The 24,345-nt window shown below is 66.5% G+C and carries 24 protein-coding genes; 11 read left to right on the top strand and 13 right to left on the bottom strand.

Annotated elements, in window-relative coordinates; translation table 11 throughout:
• Nucleotides 1-3 precede the first annotated feature (3 nt).
• The 3 genes from WT26_RS05805 to WT26_RS05815 are packed head-to-tail and all read left to right on the top strand — an operon-like array spanning nt 4 to nt 3,042.
• Entirely contained in the window at nt 4-1,818 is a 1,815-nt protein-coding gene (locus WT26_RS05805; RefSeq protein ID WP_069272357.1) for an aminopeptidase P family protein, read from the top strand.
• A 52-nt stretch (nt 1,819-1,870) separates the two neighbouring features.
• The gene (locus WT26_RS05810; RefSeq protein ID WP_069272358.1) at nt 1,871-2,422 is read left to right on the top strand and encodes a cysteine hydrolase family protein; all 552 of its coding nucleotides are present in this window, start codon (nt 1,871-1,873) and stop codon (nt 2,420-2,422) included.
• Nucleotides 2,419-3,042, top strand: coding sequence for an HAD family hydrolase (locus tag WT26_RS05815; RefSeq protein ID WP_059486485.1), 624 nt, complete (start codon nt 2,419-2,421; stop codon nt 3,040-3,042). Before WT26_RS05810 ends, WT26_RS05815 begins: the two co-directional genes overlap by 4 nt.
• Nucleotides 3,043-3,135: 93 nt before the next feature.
• On the opposite strand, the gene ettA is transcribed toward WT26_RS05815, so the two are convergent.
• Both ettA and WT26_RS05825 read right to left on the bottom strand, forming a co-directional pair.
• Nucleotides 3,136-4,803 (bottom strand): energy-dependent translational throttle protein EttA, encoded by a 1,668-nt coding sequence (ettA, locus tag WT26_RS05820; RefSeq protein WP_059522339.1) that lies wholly within the window; start codon nt 4,801-4,803, stop codon nt 3,136-3,138.
• A 178-nt stretch (nt 4,804-4,981) separates the two neighbouring features.
• Nucleotides 4,982-5,302 carry a DUF3761 domain-containing protein gene (locus WT26_RS05825; RefSeq protein WP_069272359.1) on the bottom strand — a complete coding sequence of 107 codons (321 nt, stop codon included), beginning with the start codon at nt 5,300-5,302 and terminating at the stop codon, nt 4,982-4,984.
• Between the two features lie 406 nt (nt 5,303-5,708).
• Here WT26_RS05825 and gabP point away from each other — a divergent pair, with 406 nt between their 5' ends.
• Nucleotides 5,709-7,103: a GABA permease gene (gene gabP / locus WT26_RS05830; RefSeq protein WP_069272360.1), complete on the top strand. Its 1,395-nt coding sequence runs from the start codon at nt 5,709-5,711 to the stop codon at nt 7,101-7,103.
• 55 nt (nt 7,104-7,158) lie between these two features.
• Here the strand turns inward: gabP and WT26_RS35295 are convergent, their stop codons facing one another.
• Nucleotides 7,159-7,581 (bottom strand): hypothetical protein, encoded by a 423-nt coding sequence (locus WT26_RS35295; protein ID WP_230461627.1) that lies wholly within the window; start codon nt 7,579-7,581, stop codon nt 7,159-7,161.
• A 560-nt stretch (nt 7,582-8,141) separates the two neighbouring features.
• Between WT26_RS35295 and WT26_RS05835 the strand changes: the two genes are divergently transcribed.
• The gene (locus WT26_RS05835; protein WP_230461603.1) at nt 8,142-8,900 is read left to right on the top strand and encodes a hypothetical protein; all 759 of its coding nucleotides are present in this window, start codon (nt 8,142-8,144) and stop codon (nt 8,898-8,900) included.
• A 105-nt stretch (nt 8,901-9,005) separates the two neighbouring features.
• On the opposite strand, the gene ychF is transcribed toward WT26_RS05835, so the two are convergent.
• Nucleotides 9,006-10,100 (bottom strand): redox-regulated ATPase YchF, encoded by a 1,095-nt coding sequence (ychF, locus tag WT26_RS05840; protein ID WP_059665927.1) that lies wholly within the window; start codon nt 10,098-10,100, stop codon nt 9,006-9,008.
• A gap of 244 nt (nt 10,101-10,344) precedes the next feature.
• Here ychF and WT26_RS05845 point away from each other — a divergent pair, with 244 nt between their 5' ends.
• The 4 genes from WT26_RS05845 (at nt 10,345) to WT26_RS05860 (ending at nt 14,996) form a co-directional block, all read left to right on the top strand.
• The gene (locus tag WT26_RS05845; protein WP_059522349.1) at nt 10,345-11,523 is read left to right on the top strand and encodes a UbiH/UbiF family hydroxylase; all 1,179 of its coding nucleotides are present in this window, start codon (nt 10,345-10,347) and stop codon (nt 11,521-11,523) included.
• A gap of 90 nt (nt 11,524-11,613) precedes the next feature.
• Entirely contained in the window at nt 11,614-12,342 is a 729-nt protein-coding gene (locus tag WT26_RS05850; RefSeq protein WP_069272361.1) for a DsbC family protein, read from the top strand.
• A gap of 108 nt (nt 12,343-12,450) precedes the next feature.
• On the top strand, nt 12,451-14,250 hold the full coding sequence (locus tag WT26_RS05855) for a M61 family metallopeptidase (RefSeq protein ID WP_069272362.1): 1,800 nt from the start codon (nt 12,451-12,453) through the stop codon (nt 14,248-14,250).
• 149 nt (nt 14,251-14,399) lie between these two features.
• The gene (locus WT26_RS05860) at nt 14,400-14,996 is read left to right on the top strand and encodes an FMN-dependent NADH-azoreductase (protein WP_059522352.1); all 597 of its coding nucleotides are present in this window, start codon (nt 14,400-14,402) and stop codon (nt 14,994-14,996) included.
• Between the two features lie 97 nt (nt 14,997-15,093).
• Here the strand turns inward: WT26_RS05860 and WT26_RS05865 are convergent, their stop codons facing one another.
• The 8 genes from WT26_RS05865 to rpe form a co-directional block, all read right to left on the bottom strand.
• On the bottom strand, nt 15,094-15,981 hold the full coding sequence (locus WT26_RS05865; protein ID WP_069272363.1) for a uracil-DNA glycosylase: 888 nt from the start codon (nt 15,979-15,981) through the stop codon (nt 15,094-15,096).
• A 12-nt stretch (nt 15,982-15,993) separates the two neighbouring features.
• The gene (locus WT26_RS05870; protein WP_059522354.1) at nt 15,994-16,620 is read right to left on the bottom strand and encodes a CYTH domain-containing protein; all 627 of its coding nucleotides are present in this window, start codon (nt 16,618-16,620) and stop codon (nt 15,994-15,996) included.
• Nucleotides 16,620-17,405: an indole-3-glycerol phosphate synthase TrpC gene (gene trpC / locus WT26_RS05875; RefSeq protein ID WP_059522355.1), complete on the bottom strand. Its 786-nt coding sequence runs from the start codon at nt 17,403-17,405 to the stop codon at nt 16,620-16,622. Before trpC ends, WT26_RS05870 begins: the two co-directional genes overlap by 1 nt.
• Nucleotides 17,406-17,434: 29 nt before the next feature.
• Nucleotides 17,435-18,466, bottom strand: a complete 1,032-nt coding sequence (trpD, locus tag WT26_RS05880) for an anthranilate phosphoribosyltransferase (RefSeq protein WP_043191545.1) — start codon at nt 18,464-18,466, stop codon at nt 17,435-17,437.
• Between the two features lie 13 nt (nt 18,467-18,479).
• Complete coding sequence (locus WT26_RS05885) at nt 18,480-19,070, bottom strand: aminodeoxychorismate/anthranilate synthase component II (RefSeq protein WP_027788471.1); 591 nt, start codon at nt 19,068-19,070, stop codon at nt 18,480-18,482.
• A gap of 13 nt (nt 19,071-19,083) precedes the next feature.
• The gene (gene trpE, locus WT26_RS05890; protein WP_059522357.1) at nt 19,084-20,577 is read right to left on the bottom strand and encodes an anthranilate synthase component I; all 1,494 of its coding nucleotides are present in this window, start codon (nt 20,575-20,577) and stop codon (nt 19,084-19,086) included.
• A gap of 360 nt (nt 20,578-20,937) precedes the next feature.
• Entirely contained in the window at nt 20,938-21,702 is a 765-nt protein-coding gene (locus WT26_RS05895) for a phosphoglycolate phosphatase (RefSeq protein ID WP_059522358.1), read from the bottom strand.
• Nucleotides 21,703-21,706: 4 nt separating this feature from the next.
• Nucleotides 21,707-22,393, bottom strand: coding sequence for a ribulose-phosphate 3-epimerase (rpe, locus tag WT26_RS05900; RefSeq protein WP_011883156.1), 687 nt, complete (start codon nt 22,391-22,393; stop codon nt 21,707-21,709).
• Between the two features lie 178 nt (nt 22,394-22,571).
• On the opposite strand from rpe, the gene apaG reads away from it, so the two are divergent.
• Nucleotides 22,572-22,946, top strand: a complete 375-nt coding sequence (gene apaG / locus WT26_RS05905) for a Co2+/Mg2+ efflux protein ApaG (protein WP_011350820.1) — start codon at nt 22,572-22,574, stop codon at nt 22,944-22,946.
• 14 nt (nt 22,947-22,960) lie between these two features.
• Here the strand turns inward: apaG and WT26_RS38345 are convergent, their stop codons facing one another.
• A complete protein-coding gene (locus tag WT26_RS38345) occupies nt 22,961-23,110 on the bottom strand; it encodes a hypothetical protein (RefSeq protein ID WP_231130460.1) in 150 nt (49 codons plus the stop codon).
• 28 nt (nt 23,111-23,138) lie between these two features.
• Between WT26_RS38345 and WT26_RS05910 the strand changes: the two genes are divergently transcribed.
• Nucleotides 23,139-24,263, top strand: coding sequence for a murein transglycosylase A (locus tag WT26_RS05910; RefSeq protein ID WP_231130461.1), 1,125 nt, complete (start codon nt 23,139-23,141; stop codon nt 24,261-24,263).
• Nucleotides 24,264-24,345: the final 82 nt, after the last annotated feature.

Raw genomic sequence — 24,345 nt, forward strand, 5'->3', positions numbered from 1 at the left:
ATCATGAATGCCCGTCTTCCCGAAGTCTCGCCGGTGCCGGCCCGTCTCGCGCTGCTGCGCGGCGCGATGGCCCGCGAGAACCTGGCCGCCTATCTCGTGCCGTCCGCCGATCCCCATCTGTCCGAATATCTGCCGGAGCGCTGGCAGGCCCGCCGCTGGCTGTCCGGTTTCACGGGCTCGGTCGGCACGCTGGTCGTGACCGCGGATTTCGCGGGGCTGTGGGTCGACAGCCGCTACTGGGTGCAGGCCGACGCCGAACTGGCCGGTACGGGCGTGCAACTGATGAAGATGACGGGCGGGCAGCAGAGCGCGCCGCACGTCGACTGGCTCGCGCAGAACGTGGCGGCGGGTGAGACGGTCGGCGTCGACGGCGCCGTGCTCGGCGTCGCGGCCGCACGCGGGCTGACGGGTGCGTTGAACGCGCGCGGCATCGCGCTGCGCACCGACCTCGATCTGCTCGACGCGATCTGGCCCGAGCGGCCGGGGCTGCCCGGCGACGCGGTGTTCGAGCACGCGGCGCCGCAGGCCGACACGACGCGCGCGAGCAAGCTGGCCGAAGTGCGCCGCGCGATGCGCGCGCAGGGCGCGCAGTGGCATTTCGTCTCGACGCTCGACGACCTCGCATGGCTGTTCAACCTGCGCGGCGCCGACGTCAACTTCAATCCCGTATTCGTTGCGCACGCAATGATCGGCGCCGATCGCGCGACGCTGTTCGTCGCCGACGGCAAGGTGTCGCCGGCACTGGCCGCGTCCCTTGCGCAGGACGGCGTCGACGTCCGTGCCTACGACGCCGCGCGTGCCGCGCTCGCGGCACTGCCCGACGGCGCGACGCTGCTGATCGACCCGCGCCGCGTGACGTTCGGCACGCTCGAGGCCGTGCCGGCCGGCGTGAAGCTCGTCGAGGCCGTGAATCCGTCGACGTTCGCGAAGTCGCGCAAGACATCCACCGAGATCGAGCACGTGCGCGTGACGATGGAGCACGACGGCGCCGCGCTCGCGGAATTCTTCGCCTGGTTCGAACAGGCCGTGAACCGCGAGACGATCACCGAGCTGACGATCGACGAGAAACTCACCGCCGCACGCGCGCGGCGCCCCGGCTACGTGTCGCCGAGCTTCGCGACGATCGCGGGCTTCAACGCGAACGGCGCGATGCCGCATTACCGCGCGACGCCGGAGTCGCATGCGACGATCGCCGGCGACGGGCTGCTGCTGGTCGATTCGGGCGGCCAGTACGTGACGGGCACGACCGACATCACGCGCGTCGTGCCGGTCGGCACCGTCAGCGATCTGCAGCGGCTCGATTTCACGATCGTGCTGAAATCGATGATGGCGCTGTCGCGTGCCCGTTTCCCGCGCGGCATCCGCTCGCCGATGCTCGACGCGATCGCGCGCGCGCCGATGTGGGCGGCCGGGCTCGACTACGGCCACGGTACGGGGCACGGCGTCGGCTACTTCCTGAACGTGCACGAAGGCCCGCAGGTGATCTCGCACTACGCGCCGGCCGAGCCTTACACGGCGATGGAAGAGGGCATGATCACGTCGATCGAGCCGGGCGTGTACCGCCCCGGCAAGTGGGGCATCCGGATCGAGAACCTGGTCGTGAACCGCGCGGCCGGGCAGACCGAGTTCGGCGATTTCCTCGCGTTCGAGACGCTGACGCTGTGCCCGATCGACACGCGCTGCGTGCTGATCGAGATGCTGCATGACGAAGAACGCGCATGGCTGAACGCGTATCACGCAACGGTGCGCGAGCGCGTCGGTCGCCATCTGGGCGGCGATGCCAAGGCGTGGCTCGACGCGCGCACGCAGCCGATCTGATGCGGGGCGTGCGCGGTTTCGGTTCGAACGACAATCACATCGAGGGCGAAAGATGGCGGACACAGCAGTGATCGTGGTCGACATGCAGCGCGGGCTGGTGGAGCGGGCAAGGCCCGCGTACCGGCTCGATGACGTCGTGTCGGGCATCAACCGGTTGACGGCGGCGGCGCGTGCGGCGAATGCGCCCGTGTGCTTCGTGCAGCACGACGGCGACGCGGACGACGACGTCGTGCCCGGCACGCCGGGCTGGGAACTGCATGCGGATCTCGCGACCGCGGACGGCGACTGGCGCATTCGCAAGTGTGTCGGCGATTCGTTCCACGACACGCCGCTCGCGGCCCAACTCGAGCGCCACGGCATCCGTTCGGTGCTGATCTGCGGTTATGCGACCGAGTTCTGCGTCGATTCGGCGGCACGCCGCGCAGCGCTGCTCGGCTACCGGACGACCGTCGTGTCCGACCTGCACACGACGAACGAGCGCACGCACCTGTCGGCGGCGCAGATCGTCGCGCATCATCATTTCGTATGGGAAAACAATTCGCTGTCGGGCAACCCGGTGACCCCGCGCCCGCTCGCGGACGTCCTCGCGACGGAGTTCGCATGACGATCAAGGCCGTGGTGTTCGATTTCGGCGGCGTGCTGATCGACTGGAGCCCCGAGTACCTTTACCGGGAACTGATTCCCGACGACGCCGAGCGTCGCTGGTTCTTCACGCATGTGTGCACGATGGACTGGGTGGTTCGCCAGGACGGCGGGCAGACGATCGAAGAGGGGACGGCCGAGCTCGTCGCGAAGTTTCCGGCGCACGAGGGGCTGATCCGCGCGTTCTATGCGCGCTGGCACGAGATGATCGGCGGCGTGCTCGACGAAGGCGCCGCGCTCGTCGACCGGCTCGACGCGCAGGGGATGCCGCTGTTCGGGCTGACGAACTGGTCCGCGCAGACGTTTCCGTATGCATGGGACAACTTCCCGGTGCTGCGGCGTTTCAGGGACATCGTCGTGTCGGGCCGTGTGAAGCTCGTGAAACCCGATCCGGCGATCTACCGCGAGATGCATGCGCGAATCGAGCCGCACTTGCCGGGCATCGCGCCGCACGAACTCGTGTTCATCGACGACAACGCGAAGAACGCCGCGGCCGCGACGGCGCTCGGCTGGCACGGCATTCATCACACGAGTGCGGCGGCGACCGAGGCTCGGCTGCGCGAACTGGGCGCGCTGGCGTAAGCGGCGGGCGCGCGGCTGTCGGACAAAAAAAGCGGGCGCATGGCCCGCTTTGTCGTTTTGCCGATCCGGGAGCCGTAACCCCCGGCCGCCCGGTCAGCGGCTGATCGGCTTGTAGCGCAGCCGCTTCGGCTTCGCGGCTTCCTCGCCGAGGCGCGCACGCTTGTCGGCTTCGTACTCCTGGTAATTGCCGTCGAAGAACGTGACCTGCGAATCGCCTTCGAACGCGAGGATGTGCGTCGCGATCCGGTCGAGGAACCAGCGATCGTGCGAGATCACCATCACCGAGCCCGCGAATTCGAGCAGCGCGTCTTCCAGCGCGCGCAGCGTTTCGACATCGAGGTCGTTCGACGGTTCGTCCAGCAGCAGCACGTTGCCGCCGGAGATCAGCGTCTTCGCGAGGTGCAGGCGGCCGCGTTCACCGCCGGACAGGTTGCCGACGATCTTCTGCTGGTCGCCGCCCTTGAAGTTGAAGCGGCCGATGTACGCACGCGACGGCGTTTCGTACTTGCCGACCGTCAGCACGTCGGCGCCGCCCGAGATTTCCTCGAACACCGTCTTCGTGCCGTCGAGCGCATCGCGGCTCTGGTCGACGTACGCGAGCTTCACGGTCGGCCCCATCACGACTTCGCCCGAATCCGGCTGTTCCTTGCCGGTCAGCATCTTGAACAGCGTCGACTTGCCGGCGCCGTTCGGGCCGATGATGCCGACGATCGCGCCGGCCGGAATCTTGAAGTTCAGGTTGTCGATCAGCAGGCGGTCGCCGAACGACTTGCTGACGTTCTTGAACTCGATCACTTCATTGCCGAGGCGGTCGCCGACCGGAATGAAGATTTCCTGCGTCTCGTTGCGCTTCTGGTATTCCTGGCTGTTCAGCTCCTCGAAGCGCGCGATACGCGCCTTCGACTTCGCCTGCCGGCCCTTCGGGTTCTGGCGCACCCACTCCAGTTCCTTCTTGATCGCCTTCTGGCGCGCCGATTCCGACGCTTCTTCCTGCTTCAGGCGCTCTTCCTTCTGGTCGAGCCAGCTGCTGTAGTTGCCCTTCCACGGAATGCCGTGGCCGCGGTCGAGTTCGAGAATCCACTCGGCCGCGTTGTCGAGGAAGTAGCGATCGTGGGTGACCGCGACGACGGTGCCCGGGAAGCGCACCAGGAATTGCTCGAGCCAGTCGACCGATTCCGCGTCGAGGTGGTTGGTCGGTTCGTCGAGCAGCAGCATGTCGGGTTTTTCGAGCAGCAGCTTGCACAGCGCGACGCGGCGCTTTTCACCGCCCGACAGGTGCTCGATCTTGGCGTCCCACGACGGCAGGCGCAGTGCGTCGGCCGCCACTTCGAGCTGCTGCTCGGGGCTGCCGCCGTCGCTCGACGCGAGGATCGCTTCGTACTTCGCCTGCTCGGCCGCGAGCGCGTCGAAGTCGGCGTCCGGCTCCGCGTACGCCGCGTAGATTTCCTCGAGCTTCTTGTTGGCCTGGAACAGGTCGCCGAGGCCTTCCTCGACGGCTTCGCGCACCGTCTTCGTCGGGTCGAGCTGCGGTTCCTGCGGCAGGTAGCCGATGTTCAGGTTCGGCATCGGCGTGGCTTCGCCTTCGATGTCCTTGTCGACGCCCGCCATGATGCGGATCAGCGTCGACTTGCCCGAGCCGTTCAGGCCGAGCACGCCGATCTTCGCGCCGGGAAAGAACGACAGCGAGATGTCCTTCAGGATCTGGCGCTTGGGCGGCACGATCTTGCCGACCCGGTTCATCGTGAAAACGTATTGGGCCATTTGGGTGTGAAAGTCAGAAGTTGAGACTGCCGCGCAGCGCGCGGGCGTGGCGGCGTCGGGTGATTCGGTACGGAGCGTGCCGCGCGCGGCGCGGCGGCGTCGCCGCGGGTTGGCGGCGCGAGCGGCTATTGTACTTCGCCGCCGGCCGGCGCTGGCGCGGCGCGGCCGTTTCGCGCGGTCAGAGCCACGCGGCGACGCCGCCGTGCCCCGAGCACGTGCCGCGCCGATGGCGGCTGAAGCTGTAGGTGCCGTCGCGGCAGCGCGCGCTCGCGCCTTCGGGTACGCGGCCCGATTTCGAATGCGCGGGTGCGTGCACGGTTTCGCCGTCGCGGTTGCGATACGTGTCGTGACGGTCGAGATCGGCTTCGTTGCCGTAGGTCTGTGGCGCGCGATAGGCGAGCGCGTGGTGCGGGGCGACGGCGGCGCACGCGATCAGCAGCGCGATCGACAGTCGCGCGAGCCGCGTGGCGTGCGGGGTGTGCAAGGCGGGCAAGGGCATGGTCTCTCTCGGTTCTTGGTATCGGGCGTGCGACGGCGGCGGCCCGCGCGCGCCAGCATGGTAGCCGAGGCGGCGCGTTTGTTGCATCGGTTCCCGTCGATGCAACAAGTGGTTCCATCGAAATTCTTCAATTGGTTCTTAGTGAAGAACCGTTTGGTGCTTACACTCCTTCGCTTCGAAGGCAGCTGAACACAATGCCGACGGAAGGGCGTCGCGATGCGTCTGTACGCATCGCACCCGCAGTTTCGCAGACCTGCGCGGCGCACCCTGACCGAGCGGCCGGGAATCCGGCCTCGGGCCGACGTGCGCCGCACGCCGCGCCGAGTCCGGATCGATAACGACAATCCCCAGCGCCGCCTTCAAGCGATACCCGGTCAAGCCGGAACCGTTTTTTGGAGAGAGACAGATGAGTGGAAGCAACACAGGCCTCGGTACGGGCCTGAAGCAGCGGCACGTGACGATGATGTCGATTGCCGGCGTGATCGGCGCGGGCCTGTTCGTCGGCTCCGGCCACGCGATCGCGGAAGCCGGCCCGGCGTCGATCCTCGCGTATGCGATCGCGGGCGTGCTGGTCGTGCTGGTGATGCGCATGCTCGGCGAGATGGCCGTCGCGCATCCGGACAGCGGTTCGTTCTCCACCTATGCCGATCGCGCGATCGGCCACTGGGCCGGTTTCTCGATCGGCTGGCTGTACTGGTGGTTCTGGGTGCTCGTGATCCCGATCGAGGCGACCGCCGCCGCGACCATTCTCAATGCATGGTTCCCCGGCGTCGCAACCTGGGTCTTCGCGCTCGGCATCACGCTGGTGCTGACGGTGACCAACCTCTTCTCGGTCAAGAACTACGGCGAATTCGAGTTCTGGTTCGCGCTGATCAAGGTCGTCGCGATCGTCGTGTTCCTGTGCATCGGCGGCGCGGCGATCGTCGGCATCATTCCCGCCCCCGCCGTGTCGGGCGTATCGAACCTGTTCGTGCATGACGGCTTCATGCCGCACGGTGCCGGTGCGGTGCTCGCGGCGATGCTGACGACGATGTTCTCGTTTCTCGGCACCGAGATCGTGACGATCGCGGCCGCCGAATCGGACAACCCGCAACGCCAGATCGTGCGCGCGACCAACTCGGTGATCTGGCGCATCACGCTGTTCTACCTCGGCTCGATTCTCGTCGTCGCGGCGATCGTGCCGTGGAACGATCCGCTGCTGCCGAAGCACGGTTCGTATCAGCGCGCGATGGAGCTGATCGGCATCCCGAACGCGAAGGCGATCATCGACGTGATCGTGCTCGTGTCGGTCGCGAGCTGCCTGAATTCGGCGTTGTATACCGCGTCGCGGATGCTGTTCTCGCTGTCGAAGCGCAAGGACGCACCCGCATTTCTGCACCGCACGGATTCGACCGGCACGCCGCGCGCGGCCGTGCTCGCATCGACCGCGTTCGGCTTCCTGACCGTGATCGCGAACTACCTGATGCCGGAACAGGTGTTCGGCTTCCTGCTGGCGACGTCGGGCGCGATCGCGCTGCTCGTGTATCTCGTGATCGCGATCTCGCAGCTGCGGATGCGCAGGACGCTCGAATCGAGCGGCGCGGACCTGACGCTGCGGATGTGGCTGTTCCCGTGGCTCACTTGGCTGGTGATCCTGTTCATCTGCGGCACGCTGACCGTGATGCTCGTGAGTGAGGATCACCGGATGGAAGTGGGTGCGACGGCCGTGCTGGCGTTGATCGTGCTGGCCGCGTCGTGGCTCAACCGGCGGGCGCGGGTGGCGCGCGAGCCGGCGGGGAAGGTGTCGGCGAGCCTGCGGTAAGGGGCGTGGCCCCGGCGGGAGCCGGGGCAAGCCTGCGCCGGGCGGCCCGGCGGCGTTATTGTGTCCGTTTCAGGAATACGACATTGGGCTGAGCGCCCGGTATGGGACCGCTCGGATAGTAGCCGCACTTCGACGGATCGGTGGTATAGCCAATCGGTTGCCAGTTGGCCGGCCACGAAAAACTCCAGCAGGCCGAGATGGTCGAGCCCACGGGCATGTTATTGAAATACGTCATTTCCTGCCAATTGGGACCCGGCAGTCCGCCGGGCGGAATGCATTGTGGATTATTGAGCTGATTGGTGATGATCCAGCCCGATGCGATCTGGGTGGGAAAGCCGGCGGAAACGTGCGTGCGGTAATTATAAAAACACGCGGATACGGTCGGCGCGCCGTTCTGCCCGACACCCGGCGTCAGGCCGACCGCCGCGGGATCGGGAATCCCGGGGAGGGATTGCGCGTACAGCGGCCCTGCATGCATGCACAACACGGCCAGCGCGACTGAAGCACCTCGGAATGGGTTGTGATGATTTTTCATTGGTCAGCCCCTTATATGATTGTGATTGATCGTATAAAGCGACTTCAGCGCCTCTGATTATTTTGTTTTGGTATGGGAGGCGAGTCATTGTACTGGTGGGATCTTTTTTAAAACATCTGATTTTTTTTGATTGAATTGGTTGTTCTTGTGGCGTTGACGCTTTTGAAAATGAATCGAATGACATCGGCGATGGCGATAGTGAACAAAATCGAAATAATCGGATAACCCGCTGCGCAAGTCTTCGGATGCGTGGCGATGTTTTCGCCTGTCGCCGGGCGCATGGGGCCGGGTTGTCGAAGACTGCGGATGGCGGGGGCTGTTCGGCGCGATACGAGCGCCTTTCCCGCGAAGGGATCGCGCGATCGTGGGGCCGCTCCGGCGTCGAAGGCGTGTCGCGTGGAGGATCACTTTCACTATGAGGCAGGCTGGCGAAAGGTCACGGAGGCGTCGGAGGCGACGTGTCACGCCATTCCACCGGATCGGGAGCGGCTTGCGGACATCTGATGAATTTCGGCGTTACAGGAACGACATCGTCCGCGATCGGACAGGGAGCCCAAGCGGGCACCGCGAATCAATCTCATTCGCCGGCGGCCCATCCATCCACCTTTCGCACAATGCCCGACATATTGGAGCCGCTGAAGCCGACCAGCCACTTGTTCAGCGGCGCGCGCGTTATTCAAAGACAAGCGGCCGAGCACGGTGCCGTTGTCAGCGAGAACAGCGTTGCGCGGATCGGTCGCGAACTCGGCGCGGACGCGAATCTCTGCTATCCCAACATCAGCTCTTGCCTGACGGTAACCGGCCTTTCCAGGCAAGGCAGCCTTCGCGGTGCGCATCTGTCGACGCCGTTCGGTCTCAAGAACGACGACATGGCAACCCTGGCGAAGGCGATCGGCGCGGCAGGCTGCGACAAGTTCGTGGTGGCGGGGCCGATCAAGGACATCAAGGCGCGCACGGACGAGGGCGAATGCAATTCCCGGAAAGAGATCGAAGCGCAGCTGAAAGCATTCTCGTCGGACGCGGAAGTCCGCTTTCTGGATACGAGCAAGCGCCAGGCGCCCTATAACATCTACGTCCGGCGCGAACGCCAGGCATCGGGCGAAACGCTCAAGCTGCATATCGTCGACCAATCCGCAGCGCGCGGCGTCGCGGGAGTCGTGACGGCTCCCGTTCCGAACGATGCCTCGCTGCCCGCCAACGCGGAGGCCATTCCCGACAAGCAAGTCGTCCAAAGGGAGGCGTCGTGGTGGAAGCGGGCCTGAACGCCGCGCTTCTCGAAGGCGACGGCCGCGCCGCAACAAAAAAGCCCGCGACCACCGTGGGCCGCGGGCTTGCAGGAGACGGGCCGGCCGATGCCGGCCGTTCGCTCAGACGTTGAACAGGAAGTTCATCACATCCCCGTCGTGCACGACATATTCCTTCCCTTCGGCGCGCATCTTGCCGGCTTCCTTCGCACCTTGCTCGCCCTTGTACGTGATGAAGTCGTCGAACGCGATCGTCTGCGCACGGATGAAGCCGCGCTCGAAGTCGGTGTGGATCACGCCGGCCGCCTGCGGTGCCGTGTCGCCGATATGGATCGTCCACGCGCGCACTTCCTTCACGCCGGCGGTGAAGTAGGTCTGCAGGCCGAGCAGCTTGAAGCCCGCGCGGATCACGCGGTCGAGGCCCGGCTCTTCCATGCCCATGTCGGCGAGGAACGCTTCCTTGTCGGCATCGTCGAGATCGGCGATTTCCGCCTCGATCGCCGCGCACACGGCGACCACCGGCGCATTCTCGCTTTCCGCGTACTTGCGCACCGCATCGAGGTGCGGGTTGTTCTCGAAACCGTCGTCCTTCACGTTGGCCACGTACATCGCCGGCTTCGCGGTGATCAGGCAGAACGGCTTGAGCAGCGCCTCTTCGTCGTCCGACAGCGCGAGGCCGCGCACGGCCTTGCCCTGGTCGAGCTGCGCGCGCACCTTCTCGAGCACCGCGACGAGCTTCGCCGCTTCCTTGTCGTTACCCGACTTCGCAGCCTTCGAATAGCGCGTGAGCGCCTTCTCGACGGTGCCGAGGTCGGCAAGCGCGAGTTCGGTATTGATCACTTCGATGTCGTCGATCGGGCTGACCTTGCCGGCGACGTGAATGACGTTCTCGTCCTCGAAGCAGCGCACGACGTGCGTGATTGCATCGGTTTCGCGAATGTTGGCGAGGAACTGGTTGCCGAGGCCTTCACCCTTGCTCGCGCCTGCGACGAGGCCCGCGATGTCGACGAACTCGACGACGGCCGGCACGACACGCTCCGGCTTGACGACCTCGGAGAGCGCCTTCAGGCGCGTGTCGGGCACTTCGACGATGCCGACGTTCGGCTCGATCGTGCAGAACGGGTAGTTCTCGGCGGCGATGCCGGCCTTGGTCAGCGCATTGAACAGGGTGGACTTGCCGACGTTGGGCAAGCCGACGATGCCGCATTTGAGACTCATGGAATCCTTCGGACGGGTAAGGCGGCGCGGCCGGACAGGGCGCGGCGGCGCGGGACAAGGGGGCGGCCGTCGCATCGCGCGACGAGCCGGCGTTCAAAGGCCCTATTGTACCGTGCCGCCGCGCCGGTTTCCGGGCGTCGGCCGAACGGACGACGCCGTGCGGCCGACCGCGGCGGCGCTATCCAGCGATTCCCCTGATTTCCCGCAAAGTCCGGCCGCGTAAGGGTTTGGCCCCGCGGCTATAATGCCCGCCATGACTGCCCACCACTCCTTCGACGTCGCCGTGGTCGGCGGCGGGCTCGTCGGCAAGACGGCCGCGCTCGCACTGACCCAGTCCGGCTACAAGACTGCCTTGCTCGCCCAGCCGGCCACGCCGCGCCCCGCCGATCTCGCGTTCGACACGCGCGTCTACGCGCTGTCCTCCAGTTCGCAGGCCTTGCTCGAGCGGCTGCGGGTCTGGCAGGCGCTCGACCATGGCCGCCTCGCGCCGGTCTACGACATGCGCGTGTACGGCGACGCGCACGCGGAACTGCATTTCTCCGCGTACCAGGCGTCCGTGCCGCAGCTCGCGTGGATCGCCGAATCGTCGCTGGTCGAGGCGTCGCTCGACGCCGCGCTGCGGTTCCAGCCGAACCTCACGTGGTTCGAGGCGCGCGCGCAGGGCTTCGACGTACACGACGACGCAGCCGTGCTCACGCTGTCGTCGGGGCAGGTGCTGGAAGCGGACCTCGTCGTCGGCGCGGACGGCGCGCATTCGTGGGTGCGCTCGCAAATGGGGGCCAAAGTCGAACGGCGCGATTACCGGCAAACCGGTGTCGTCGCGAACTTCAAGGCGTCGCTGCCGCATCGCGAGACGGCCTATCAATGGTTCCACGAAGGCGAGATCGTCGCGCTGCTGCCGCTGCCGGACGGTCATGTGTCGCTCGTCTGGTCCGCGCACACCGCGCATGCGGACGAATTGCTCGCACTCGATCCGGCGCAGCTCGCGGCGGAGGTCGAGCGCGTATCGCATGGCCAGGTCGGCACCCTCGACTGCGTGACGCCGGCCGCCGGCTTCCCGCTGGCGCTGCAGACGGTCGACAAGCTGATCGCGCCGCGCGTCGCGCTCGTCGGAGATGCCGCGCACCTGATCCACCCGCTCGCGGGACAGGGGATGAACCTCGGGCTGCGCGACGTGGCGGCGCTTGCCGACGCGATCGCAGGCAAGGAAAGCTTCCGCAACCTCGGCGATACGGTGCTGCTGCGCCGCTACGAGCGTTCGCGCCGCGAGGACATCCGCGCGCTGATGGTCGCAACCGACGGCCTGCAGCGGCTGTTCGCGGTGCCGGGCTCGCTCGCGAAGGCCGTGCGCAATGCGGGCATGGCGTTCGTCGGTGCGCAGCCGCTCGTGAAACGCTGGCTCGTGTCGGCCGCGCTCGGCTGATCGAACCTTCGGCTGCATCGCCGGTCGGACACGGTTCCGTTACGGCGTACACTGTGCCGTGAACACCGATTGAGCTGAAGGAAGATTTCAATGAAAAAAACGATCCGCATCGCGTCGCTGGCGCTGGCCGTCACGATGGCGACGCTCGGCTGCACCGCGCAGGCCGACCAGACCACCGACAAGCTGAAAGCCACGCTGCAGGCCCGCCTCGGCAACGACGCGCCGATCAAGAGCGTGTCGAAATCACCGGTCGCGGGCCTGTACGAAGTGAACCTCGGCTCGCAGATCATCTATAGCGATGCGGCGGGCGACTACGTGCTGCTCGGCGATCTCGTCGACACCAAGACGCACAAGAACCTGACCGACGCGCGCCTGTCCGAAATCAACAAGATCGACTTCGCGAGCCTGCCGTTCGCGAATGCGATCAAGGTCGTCAAGGGCAACGGCGCCCGCAAGATCGCAGTGTTCTCCGATCCGAACTGCCCGTACTGCAAGAAGCTCGAGACGACGCTGCAGTCGGTCGACAACGTGACCGTCTACACGTTCCTGTACCCGGTGCTGTCGCCGGATTCGACCGCCAAGTCGAAGGCGATCTGGTGTGCGACCGACCGCGCGAAAACGTGGCAGAGCTGGATGCTCGACCATCGCGCGCCGGCGAACGCCGCGAGCTGCGACACGAGCGCGCTCGACAAGAACCTTGCGCTCGGCCGCGGGATGAACGTCACGGGCACGCCGACGATCTTCCTGCCGGACGGCCGCCGCCTGCCGGGTGCCGTGTCGGCCGACCAGCTCAACCAGGCGCTCGCGTCGAGCAAGTAACCGATTGATGCGCCGGGCCGCCAGGCCCGGCCGGCGCGAGGGGCGCACGGGGTTCCCGCCCGGCGCCTCTCGTCGTTTCTGACGCCGCCTCCCCGACCGATTCCCACGATGAAAACGCCGATCCGCTATTCGATTGTCCCGAAAGATCTTGCCGCGCACCTGTTCGAAGTGTCGGTGACGGTCACCGATCCCGACCCCGAAGGCCAGCGCTTTTCGCTGCCGGTGTGGATTCCGGGCAGCTACCTCGTGCGCGAGTTCGCGCGCAACATCGTGACGCTCGGCGCATTCAACGACGCGGGCCGCAAGGTGCGGATCGCAAAGACCGACAAGCGCAGCTGGCAGGCCGCGCCGGTGAAGGGTGCATTGACGCTGCGCTACGACGTGTACGCGTGGGACCTGTCGGTGCGCTCCGCGTATCTCGACGAATCGGGCGGCTTCTTCAACGCGACGGCCGTGTTCCTGAGCGTCGCCGGCCGCGAGGACGCGCCGTGTGAAGTCGCCATCGGGAAGCCGGCCGGCGCGGCGTTCCGCGCGTGGCGCGTCGGCACCGCGTTGCCCGAGGCGCGCGGCACGAAGCGCTACGGGTTCGGCGCGTACCGCGCATCGAATTACGACGAGCTTTCCGACCATCCGGTGACGATCGGCGAATTCGCGCTGGCAACGTTCGATGCGCACGGCGTGCCGCACGACATCGTGATCGTGGGGCGTGTGACGCAGCTCGACATCGAGCGCCTGCGCACCGACCTGAAACGCGTGTGCGAAGCACAGATCGCGCTGTTCGAGCCGAAATCGAAGAAGGCGCCGATGGACCGTTACGTGTTCATGACGCTTGCGGTCAGCGACGGTTACGGCGGCCTCGAGCATCGCGCGTCGACCGCGCTGATCTGCAACCGTACCGACCTGCCGGTGAAGGGGCGACCCGAAACGACGGAAGGCTATCGCACGTACCTCGGTCTCTGCAGCCACGAATACTTCCATACCTGGAACGTGAAGCGCATCAAGCCGGCGGCGTTCGTACCGTACGACCTGACGCGCGAGAATTACACGTCGCTGCTGTGGCTGTTCGAAGGCTTCACGTCGTATTACGACGACTTGATGCTGGTGCGCAGCGGGCTGATGTCGCAGGACGAATATTTCGCGGCGCTCGGCCGCACGGTCGGCGGTGTGCTGCGCGGCACGGGCCGGCTCAAGCAAAGCGTCGCGGAAAGCTCGTTCGACGCGTGGATCAAGTACTACCGCCAGGACGAGAACGCGACCAACGCGATCGTCAGCTATTACACGAAGGGTTCGCTGGTCGCGCTCGCGTTCGACCTCGCGATCCGGGCGCAGACGCGCAACCGGAAATCGCTCGACGACGTGATGCGCCTGCTGTGGCAGCGCTACGGCCGCGATTTCTACCGCGGCAAGCAGGCGGGCGTCAAGGAAAACGAAGTCGAGGCGCTGATCGAAGCGGCGACGGGCGTTGCACTCGGCCGCCTGTTCACCGATGCCGTGCACGGCACGCGCGACCTGCCGCTCGCCGAACTGCTCGCACCGTTCGGCGTGACGCTGGCGCCCGATGTCGCGAACGGCGCGGCCGCGAAGCCGACGATCGGCGCGCGTCTGCGAGGCGGCGCGGACTGCACGTTCGCGGCGGTCTACGAGGGCGGCGCTGCCCATCGCGCGGGGCTGTCGGCCGGCGACACGCTGATCGCGGTCGACGGGCTGCGCGTCACGGGCACCAACCTCGACGCGCTGCTCGCGCGCTACCGGCCGGGCGACAAGGTCGAGGTGCACGCATTCCGTCGCGACGAGCTGCGTACCGCGAAACTGAAGCTCGACGGCCCCGAAGTCACGCGCTACCGGCTGACGGCGGCCGCGAAGCCGGCGGCGGTATCGAAGGCCCGGGAAGCCTGGCTGAAGGGCTGAGCGTACGAAGGCGGGTATCGGGGCGCGATCGAGGATTGTTCTGTTGTTGCAACAATCCGTCGCCCTGAACCCGCTTTTTCGCGGTCATTCGGCCACGCACAATGGCGTCACTCGCGCTACCGCGAAGCGCAACCCTACTGGAGCCTGACATGACGACCATTCTGCAAATCAATTCCGCGGCGCGTTCGCAAGGTGCGCAATCCACGCTGCTGGCCAACGAACTGACGGCAAAGCTGCAACAATCGAACCCCGGCTCGAAGGTCGTGGTTCGCGACCTGCTGGCCGACGCGCTGCCGCACCTCGACGAATCGGTGCTCGGCGCGTTCTTCACGCCGGCCGACAAGCGCAGCGCGGAACAGAATGCGATCGTCGCGAAGAGCGATGCACTGATCGCCGAACTGCAAGCCGCCGACATCGTCGTGATCGGCGCACCGATGTACAACTTCGGCGTGTCGTCGCAACTGAAAGCGTATTTCGACTGGATCGCCCGCGCAGGCGTCACGTTCCGCTACACCGAAAACGGTCCGGAAGGCCTGATCAAGGGCAAGAAGGTTCACGTGGTGACGGCCCGCGGCGGCAAGTACCTGGGTACGCCGAACGACAGCCAGACGCCGTACCTGCGCTCGTTCCTCGGCTTCATCGGCCTGACCGACGTGAACTTCATTCACGCTGAAGGCCTGAACCTCGGGCCGGACGCGCAGAGCGCCGCGCTCGCCAGCGCCCGCGAAGCGATCGCCGCCGCGTAAGGCCGGTGGCGGCCCGTCCGTCAGCCAAGGCAAACAAAAACGCCGCGTACCGGAAGGTGCGCGGCGTTTTTGCCGGTGGGGCGCAAACGTGGCGGCGTTACGCGAACGTCTCGGCCTCGTCCGGCAGGCGCCAGTCGATCGGCGCGCGATCGTGCGCCGCGAGGTAATCGTTCGCGAGCGCGAAATGGCGGCAACCGAGGAAACCGCGGTGCGCGGACAGCGGCGACGGATGCGGCGCCTCGAGCACGCAATGCGCGCTTGCGTCGAACAGTGCGCGCTTCGCCTGCGCGTGTGCGCCCCACAGCATGAACACGAGCCCGCGATGGCGGCCGGCGAGTTCGCGGATCAGCGTGTCCGTGCACTGCTCCCAGCCGCGCTTCGCGTGGCTCGCGGCCGCGCCGCGCTCGACCGTCAGCACCGTGTTGAGCAGCAGCACGCCCTGGCGCGCCCAGGTGTCGAGGCAGCCGTGGCGTGGCGTGTCATGACCGAAGTTCGCGGCGATTTCCTTGAAGATGTTGCGCAGCGACGGCGGCGTGCGCACGGCGGGCGGCACCGAGAACGCGAGTCCGTGCGCTTGCGGCGTGCCACGATCGTCGCCGTGATACGGATCCTGGCCGAGGATCACGACTTTCACGTCGTCCGGGCTCGTCAGGCGCAGCGCGCGGAACACGTCGGTCGGGTAGACCGTCTTGCCGGCCGCACGCTCGTCGTCGACGAAGCGGCACAGCGGCGCATACGCGTCGCTGGCGACGAACGGCGCAAGGACCGCGCGCCATGCGTCGGGCAGCGCGTCGAATTGCGCGGCGAGATGCTGGATGTCGCCCGGCGTCGCGGCAGGCGCGGCCGGGGCGGCCGAAGTTGGGTCAGTCGCCGGAGCCGCGGGGGCGGAGGCCGTGGATGACGGGGAGCCGGCGGGTGTATCGGAGACGAGATCGTCGAACAGCGACGCCTGTTGCGGCGCGCGGGAAGTCTTGCGGGTTGCCATGCGTGATGCGGGTTATTGCGCGCGCAGCCGGTAGCCGCGCTGCGCCTTGCTGATGTTTTCGGGAGCGAGGCCCGGCAGCGCCTGCTGCAGTTCGGCGGCGAGCGTTGCGAGCGCCGCTTCCGGGCCGTCGATCAGTTCGAGTTCGATTTCGCTGATCGGTTCGCGGCGCGTTTCGTGTTCCGCCTGGACGACGATCTCGCCGACGTCCACCGCGGCTTCGACGGTTGCGCCGCCGATTGCGATGCGCCACAGGGTACGCGAAAAATCCGTGCGGAACAGCGCACGCAGCGTGCCGGCCGCGTCATTCAGTGCGGCGGCGGCCTCCGGCACGTCGCAGGCCGCGACGAGCGCATCGATCTCGAGCGCGTCGCCGGCGACCGGCAGCTCCCATTCGTGGCGGCGGTGCAGGCCGCCTTCCGCGCTGCCGACCGTCTTGAACGTCTGCAGCCAGCCCTGCGGCGCGCGGCGCACGCGCACCGCGCTCTTCGAGCGGGCCAGCGCGAGATCGGGCGTGTCGTAGTAGACGTTCGCGAGCGTGATGTCGTGGCCGGGCTCGCCGGTCAGCGTCTCGAAGAAGCGTCGCGCGGCCTCGGCCTGGCCGGCCGGCAGCGCGAGCTTGATTTCCTTTTCGATCGCCATCAGAAGAACATCCGCGCGAGTTCCTCGCCCGGCTGGTCGGCGCGCATGAACGCTTCTCCGACGAGGAACGTGTTCACGTTCGCCGCGCGCATCGTGTCGACGTCGGTGCGCGACAGGATCCCCGACTCGGTCACGACGATGCGGTCCGCCGGAATCATGTCGAGCATGTCGAGCGTGGTCTGGATCGATGTCTCGAACGTGCGCAGGTTGCGGTTGTTGATGCCGAGCAGCGGCGTCTTGAGCGTCAGCGCCTGTTCCATCTCGTTGCGGTCATGCACTTCGACCAGCACCGCGAGGCCGAGCGAGTGGGCATACGCTTCGAGATCCTGCATCAGCGGGGTGTCGAGCGCGGCGGCGATCAGCAGGATCGCGTCCGCGCCCATCGCGCGCGCTTCCACGATCTGGTACGCGTCGACGATGAAGTCCTTGCGCAGCACCGGCAGCGCGCAGGCCGCGCGCGCTTCCTCGAGATAACGGACGCTGCCCTGGAAGAACTGCTCGTCGGTCAGTACCGACAGGCACGCGGCACCGTGCTCCGCATACGAACGGGCGATGTCGGCCGGCACGAAATGCTCGCGCAGCACGCCCTTCGACGGGCTGGCCTTCTTGATTTCGGAGATCACGGCCGCGTGGCCGGCTGCGTGCTTCGCGCGCAATGCGCCGACGAAGTCGCGCAGGTCGCGCGCGGAGGCTTCCAGTGTCAGTGCCTCGAGCGGCGCGCTGCGCATGGCCGCCGCGACTTCTTCGCGCTTGACGGCGATGATTCGGTCGAGAATGTCGCTCATGTGGGTTCCTGCTTGATTCGTAAGGGGAGTCAGCGCTTGAACTGCTGCGTGAAGCGCACGAGTTCGTCGACCTTCGCGCGCGCCTTGCCGCTCGCGATCGCTTCGCGGGCGAGCTGGATGCCGTCCGCGATCGATTCGGCGACGTTCGCCGCATAGAGTGCGGTGCCCGCATTCAGCGTGACGATCTCGCGCGCGACGCCCGGCTGGTTGTCCAGCGCGCCGAGCAGCATCGTGCGCGATTCGTCGGCATTTTCCACCTTCAGCGTGCGGTTCGACACCATCTGCAGGCCGAAATCTTCCGGATGGATCTCGTATTCGTGCACCTTGCCGTCGCGCAATTCACCGACGAGCGTCGCGGCGCCGAGCGAAACCTCGTCCATCCCGTCCTTGCCGTACACCACGAGCACGTGCTGCGCGCCGAGACGCTGCATCACGCGCACCTGGATGCCGACGAGGTCGGGGTGGAATACGCCCATCAGCTGGTTCGGCGCGCCGGCCGGATTGGTCAACGGGCCGAGAATGTTGAAGATCGTGCGCACGCCGAGCTCGCGGCGCACGGCTGCGATGTTCTTCATCGCCGGATGATGGTTCGGCGCGAACATGAAGCCCATGCCCGTTTCGGCGATCGACGCGGCGACCTGGTCGGACTGCAGGTCGATGTTCACGCCGAGCGCCTCGAGCACGTCGGCGCTGCCGGACTTGCTCGATACGCCGCGGTTGCCGTGCTTCGCGACCTTCGCGCCGGCCGCGGCCGTGACGAACATCGACGCGGTCGAGATGTTGAACGTGTGCGAGCCGTCGCCGCCGGTGCCGACGATGTCGACGAAGTTCGAGTTGTCCTGCACCTCGACGTGGTTCGCGAATTCGCGCATCACGGTCGCGGCGGCGGCGATCTCGCCGATCGTCTCCTTCTTCACGCGCAGCCCGGTGATGATCGCGGCCGCCATCACGGGCGACATGTCGCCGCGCATGATGAGCCGCATCAGGTGCAGCATCTCGTCGTGGAAGATCTCGCGGTGTTCGATCGTGCGCTGCAGCGCTTCCTGCGGGGTAATCGTCATCGTGAGGCTCCCGTCAGGCGGCTTGCGCGGCTGCGGCGCGTGCCTGTTTCAGGAAATTCTCGAGCAGCGCATGGCCATGCTCGGACAGGATCGATTCCGGGTGGAACTGTACGCCTTCGATCGGCAGCGTCTTGTGGCGCACGCCCATGATTTCGCCGTCGTCGGTCCACGCGGACACCTCGAGGCAGTCGGGCAGCGATTCGCGCTCGATCGCGAGCGAGTGATAGCGCGTGACGTCGAAGTGCTTCGGCAGGTCGGCGAATACGCCGCGGCAGTCGGTTTCGATCTTGCTCACCTTGCCGTGCATGATGGTCTTCGCGCGCACGACGCGGCCGCCGAACGCCTCGCCGATCGCCTGGTGGCCGAGGCACACGCCCAGGATCGGCTTCTTGCCCGAGAATTCACGCAGCACGTCGAGCGTGATGCCCGCGTGTTGCGGGTTGCTCGGGCCAGGCGACAGGCAGATCGCGTCGGGATTCAGGCGCGCGATCTCGTCGAGCGTGATTTCGTCGTTGCGGTAGGTGCGTACGTCCTCGCCGAGTTCGCCGAAGTACTGGACCAGGTTGTAGGTAAACGAGTCGTAGTTGTCGATCATCAGCAGCATGGTCAGTCTCCGGTCAGAAGTCGCTATCGAGGCCGTCCTGGACCTGTTCGGCCGCACGCAGCACCGCGCGCGCCTTGTTCTCGGTCTCTTGCCATTCGGATTCGGGCACCGAATCCGCGACGACGCCGGCCGCCGCTTGCACATACAGGTTGCCGTTGTGGATCAGGCCCGTGCGGATCGCGATCGCGAGATCCATCTCGCCCGAGAACGACAGGTAGCCGACGGCGCCGCCGTACAACCCGCGCTTGACCGGCTCGAGCTCGTCGATCAGTTCCATCGCGCGCACCTTCGGCGCGCCGGACAACGTGCCGGCCGGGAACGTCGCGCGCAGCACGTCGTAGTTCGTCATCCCGGGTTTCAGCTTGCCTTCGACCGAGCTGACGATGTGCTGCACGTGCGAGTATTTCTCGATGACCATCTTGTCGGTCACCTGCACCGAGCCGATCTCCGCGATGCGGCCGACGTCGTTGCGCGCAAGGTCGATCAGCATCACGTGCTCGGCGATCTCCTTCGGGTCGTTGAGCAGTTCGGTCGCGAGTTCGGCGTCGCGCTCGGGCGTGTTGCCGCGCGGGCGCGTGCCGGCGAGCGGACGGATCGTGACGATCTGGTCTTCGCCGCGTTTTTCCTGGCGCACGAGGATTTCCGGCGATGCGCCGACCACGTGGAAATCGCCGAAGTTGTAGTAGTACATGTACGGCGACGGGTTCAGCGAACGCAGCGCGCGATACAGCGACAGCGGATTGTCGCGGTACGGCTTCGTCAGCCGCTGGCCGACCTGGATCTGCATCAGCTCGCCGGCCGCGATGTATTCCTTCGCCTGGCGCACGGCGGCCAGATAGTCGTCCTTCTTGAACTCGCGGAAGGTTTCGGTGCGCACGCTCGCCGACGTGACGGGCGGCTGCACGGTCGTGCGCAGGCGCTGTTTCAGTTCGCGCAGGCGCTGTTTCGCCTTCGTGTAGGCTTCGGCCTGGCTCGGGTCCGCGTAGATGATCAGGTACAGCTTGCCGGCGAGGTTGTCGATCACCGCGACTTCCTCGGTCAGCAGCAACTGGATGTCGGGCAGGCCGAGATCGTCGCGCGGCGCGGTGTGCGCGAGCTTCTTCTCGATGTAGCGTACCGCGTCGTAGCCGAAATAACCGGCGAGACCGCCGCAGAAGCGCGGCAGGCCCGGGCGCTGCGCCACCTTGAAGCGCGCCTGGAACGATTCGATGAACTGGAACGGGTCACCGTCATGCGTTTCGACGACCTGGCCGTCGCGCACGACTTCCGACACGCCGTTGCGGGTGCGCACGAGCGTGCGGGCAGGCAGGCCGATGAACGAATAGCGGCCGAAACGTTCACCGCCGACCACCGATTCGAGCAGGAACGAGTTGGCGCCCGAACGTTCGGGCTGGGCCAGCTTCAGGTAGAGGGACAGCGGCGTTTCGAGATCGGCGAGGGCTTCCGCGATCAGCGGGATGCGGTTGTAGCCTTCGTTCGCGAGCGATTGGAATTCGAGTTCGGTCATGTTCCGGTCCTGTTCGGGACGAGCGGCGCGTGCGCCAGGGATCACTTGACGCTGCGCGGGTTGCCGTCGGCGAAAGGGCGGTCGATCGTGGTGTGCCTGGTGCCGGCGGGCGGGCTCCGGAGCGCGAGCGTCGCGAGCCTGCGGCCGACCCTGAACGCAAGCGTTCGGACGCGGTGGAACTCGAGGTGGTGCGACGATCGGCGCGCGGATGCGCAGCGAGATAAAAAACGGCGCTGAAGACGTGCTTCAGCGTACCTCATCGAAGAGGTCAGCGCGACCAGCGACGCCAGGGCCAGGCTCCCCGGTCGATGCTGCTCAGACTCCGTTTTTTATTCAGAAACATGCAGATGGAAGAAATAATCAGAGGGTTGGCCGGCCGGTGTTGTGCGCGGTAATTGCGCGAGCTGCGACCAGCAACGAATCGACTATACCATCCGAATTTATCGTTTGTATAGCTTTGCCGTGGTTGTAGCCGTACGGCACAGTCAGCGTCGCCATCCCGGCCGCGCGGCCCGCCAGCGCATCGTTTTCCGAGTCGCCGATCGCGACGGCCGCATCCGGAGCGACGCCGAGCGCGTTGCAGGCCGTCAGCATCGGCAGCGGATCGGGCTTCTTGCGCGCGACGCTGTCGCCGCCGAGCACGACGCCAAAGCAATCGGCCAGCCCGTATTGCTCGAGCAGTTCGACGGCGAAGCGATGCGGCTTGTTCGTCACGCACGCGAGCCGGATGCCGGCCGCACGCAACGCGTCGAGACCGGCGGCCACGTCCGGATACAGGCGCGTGTGGCGGCCGTTGATCTTCGCGTATTCGGTCTGGTAGATCGCCAGTGCGTCGTCGAAGCGCGCGTGTGCTTCGTCGGCCGGGAAGCGCGGTTTCAGCACGCTCTGGATCAGGTGTTCGGAGCCCTTGCCGACGTAGCCGACCACCTCGTCACGCGACGTGGCCGGCGCGCCGAGCTGCGCGAGCATCCCGTTCAGGCCGGCCGTGAAATCGTCGGCCGTGTCGACCATCGTGCCGTCGAGATCGATCAGCGCCGCGTCGATGCGCGGCGCGGCGAAGCGGATCGGGGCGGCTTCAGCTGCGGCCCCGGCCGGCGCACGGCCGGCGAGCGACGAATCGGTCACGGCGTCAGCTCCGCTCGACGGTAGCGAGCGCGGCGCGCATCTCGTCGATCACCTTGCGGTAGTCGGGCTTGCCGAAGATCGCCGAACCCGCGACGAAGGTGTCGGCACCGGCCGCCGCGATTTCGGCGATGTTGTCGGTTTTCACGCCGCCGTCGACTTCGAGCAGGATCTCGCGGCCGGTGCGCTCGGTGTACGCGTCGATGCGTGCGCGTGCTTCGCGCAGCTTGTTCAGCGTCTCCGGGATGAACGACTGGCCGCCGAAGCCCGGGTTGACCGACATCAGCAGCACGAAGTCGAGACGATCCATCACGTGATCGAGGTAGTTCAGCGGCGTCGCCGGATTGAACACGAGACCGGCCTTGCAGCCGTGGTCACGGATCAGCGACAGCGTGCGGTCGATGTGATCGGAGCCTTCCGGGTGGAAGCTGATCAGGTTCGCACCGGCCTTCGCAAAATCGGGCACGATCCGGTCGACCGGGCGCACCATCAGGTGCACGTCGATCGGCACCTGCACGTGCGGGCGGATCGCTTCGCACACGAGCGGGCCGATCGTCAGGTTCGGCACATAATGGTTGTCCATCACGTCGAAGTGGATCCAGTCGGCGCCGGCAGCGACGACGTTGCGGACTTCTTCGCCGAGCCGTGCGAAATCGGCCGACAGGATGCTGGGAGCGATACGGAATTGGGTCATGGCAGGGGAGCGGGGACGTTGCGGCGCAAAACCGTCATTCTACCGTCCGGCGACCCCGTGCGCGGCGGCGGGCCGTGCGGCCGAGGCCCGATTGCGCATAGAATGCCGAACCAATGCGGCGCGCCCGCGGCCCCGTTGCCCATGCCGGCACGGACAGTCACCTTCCACCGGAAACATCATGAGTCAGTATCAGTTCACCGTTTCGGTGAAAACCAGCTACCTGCCGGAACAATCCGACCCCGATCGCCGTCAATATGCATTCGCGTACACGCTGACGATCCGCAACACGGGACAAGTCGCGGCGCAGCTGATCGCGCGTCACTGGATCATCACGGACAGCGAGAACCACGTGCAGGAAGTGAAGGGGCTCGGCGTCGTCGGGCACCAGCCGCTGCTGCAGCCGGGCGAGCACTTCGAATACACGAGCTGGGCCGTGATCGCGACGCCGGTCGGCACGATGCGGGGCGCGTATTTCTGCGTGGCGGAAGACGGCGAGCGTTTCGAGGCGCCGGTCGACGAGTTCGCACTCCACATGCCGCGCACGCTGCATTGAGCGTGCGAAGCGCGTCAGCGCGGCTGGCGGTCGTTGTTGCCGCCGCGGGCATGCTTCTTTCTGCCCGACGACGTCCACACGACGATGAAGATCAGCAGGGCAAGCGCTACGAAGGCTTCGAGCGCGAAGATGAGCATCGGATATTGGTCGAGAAAATCTGACATGGCGGTTTCCATCAAGAACGGACATTGTATGTGGTTTGGGCCCCGGTTGGCCGGGTGGGTGGCAGCGGCCGCGGCGGCGGTGCTGCTTGCGGCGTGCGGCGGCGCGCCGACGCGGACTTCGTCGCTGAAACCGCCGACCGGCGCGGCGATCGTGCCGGGGCAGGTCGCCGCGAAGCGGCTCACGCCGGTCGCGTGGCAGCAGGTGCCGGGCTGGCAGGACGATTCGCTGATCGGCGCGACGGCCGCGTTGCGGCAGAACTGCGTGCGGCTTGCGCGCCAGCCGGCCTGGCAGCGTGCGTGTGCGGCTGCCGACCGGCTCGACGAGCTTGACGTCAGCAGTGCGCGGGCGTTCTTCGAAACGTATTTCACGCCGTTCCAGCTCGCGAACACCGACGGTACGCTCGACGGGCTGGTGACCGGCTATTACGAGCCGCTGCTGCATGGTTCGCGCGTGCGTCGCGGCCCGTATCAGTACGCGCTGTACCGCTGGCCGGCCGGTTATCGCGCCGGCGCCGCGCTGCCGGCACGCGCGCAGCTCGAACGTGCCGGCATCCTGAACGGCAACGAACTCGTGTGGGTCGACGACCCGATCGAGGCGTTCTTCCTGCAGGTGCAGGGCTCGGGGCGCGTGCTGCTCGACGACGGTTCGGTGATGCGGGTCGGCTTCGGTGGCACCAACAACCAGCCGTACCGTTCGATCGGCAAGTGGCTGCTCGATCGCGGCGAACTGACTCCCGCCCAGGCGACGATGCAGGGCATCAAGGCGTGGGCGAAGGCGAACCCGAATCGCGTCGACGCGTTGCTCGACACGAACCCGCGGTTCGTGTTCTTCCGCGACATGCCGACCAAGGAGGATGCGCCGCACGGCGGCGCGGACGGCCCGATCGGCGCGCTCGGCGTGCCGCTGACGCCGGAGCGCTCGATCGCGGTCGACCCGTCGTCGATCCCGCTCGGCACGCCGGTGTTCCTGCAGACCACGCGCCCGCTGACGAATACGCCGATGAACCGGCTGGTGTTCGCGCAGGATACGGGCTCCGCGATCAAGGGCGGCGTGCGGGCCGACTATTTCTGGGGGCTCGGCGACGACGCAGGCGATCAGGCCGGGCGGATGAAGCAGGTCGGCCGGATGTGGCTGCTGTTCCCGAATTCGTGATGCAGGTGGCAGGCAGGCGCCTCGCGGAAGTTGCTTGACGCACCAGGCTGGATGCAAAAAGCCCGATCGGTTCGAAACCGAT

Source organism: Burkholderia cepacia, assembly GCF_001718835.1.
In the GTDB taxonomy this organism is placed as follows: Bacteria; Pseudomonadota; Gammaproteobacteria; order Burkholderiales; family Burkholderiaceae; genus Burkholderia; species Burkholderia cepacia_F.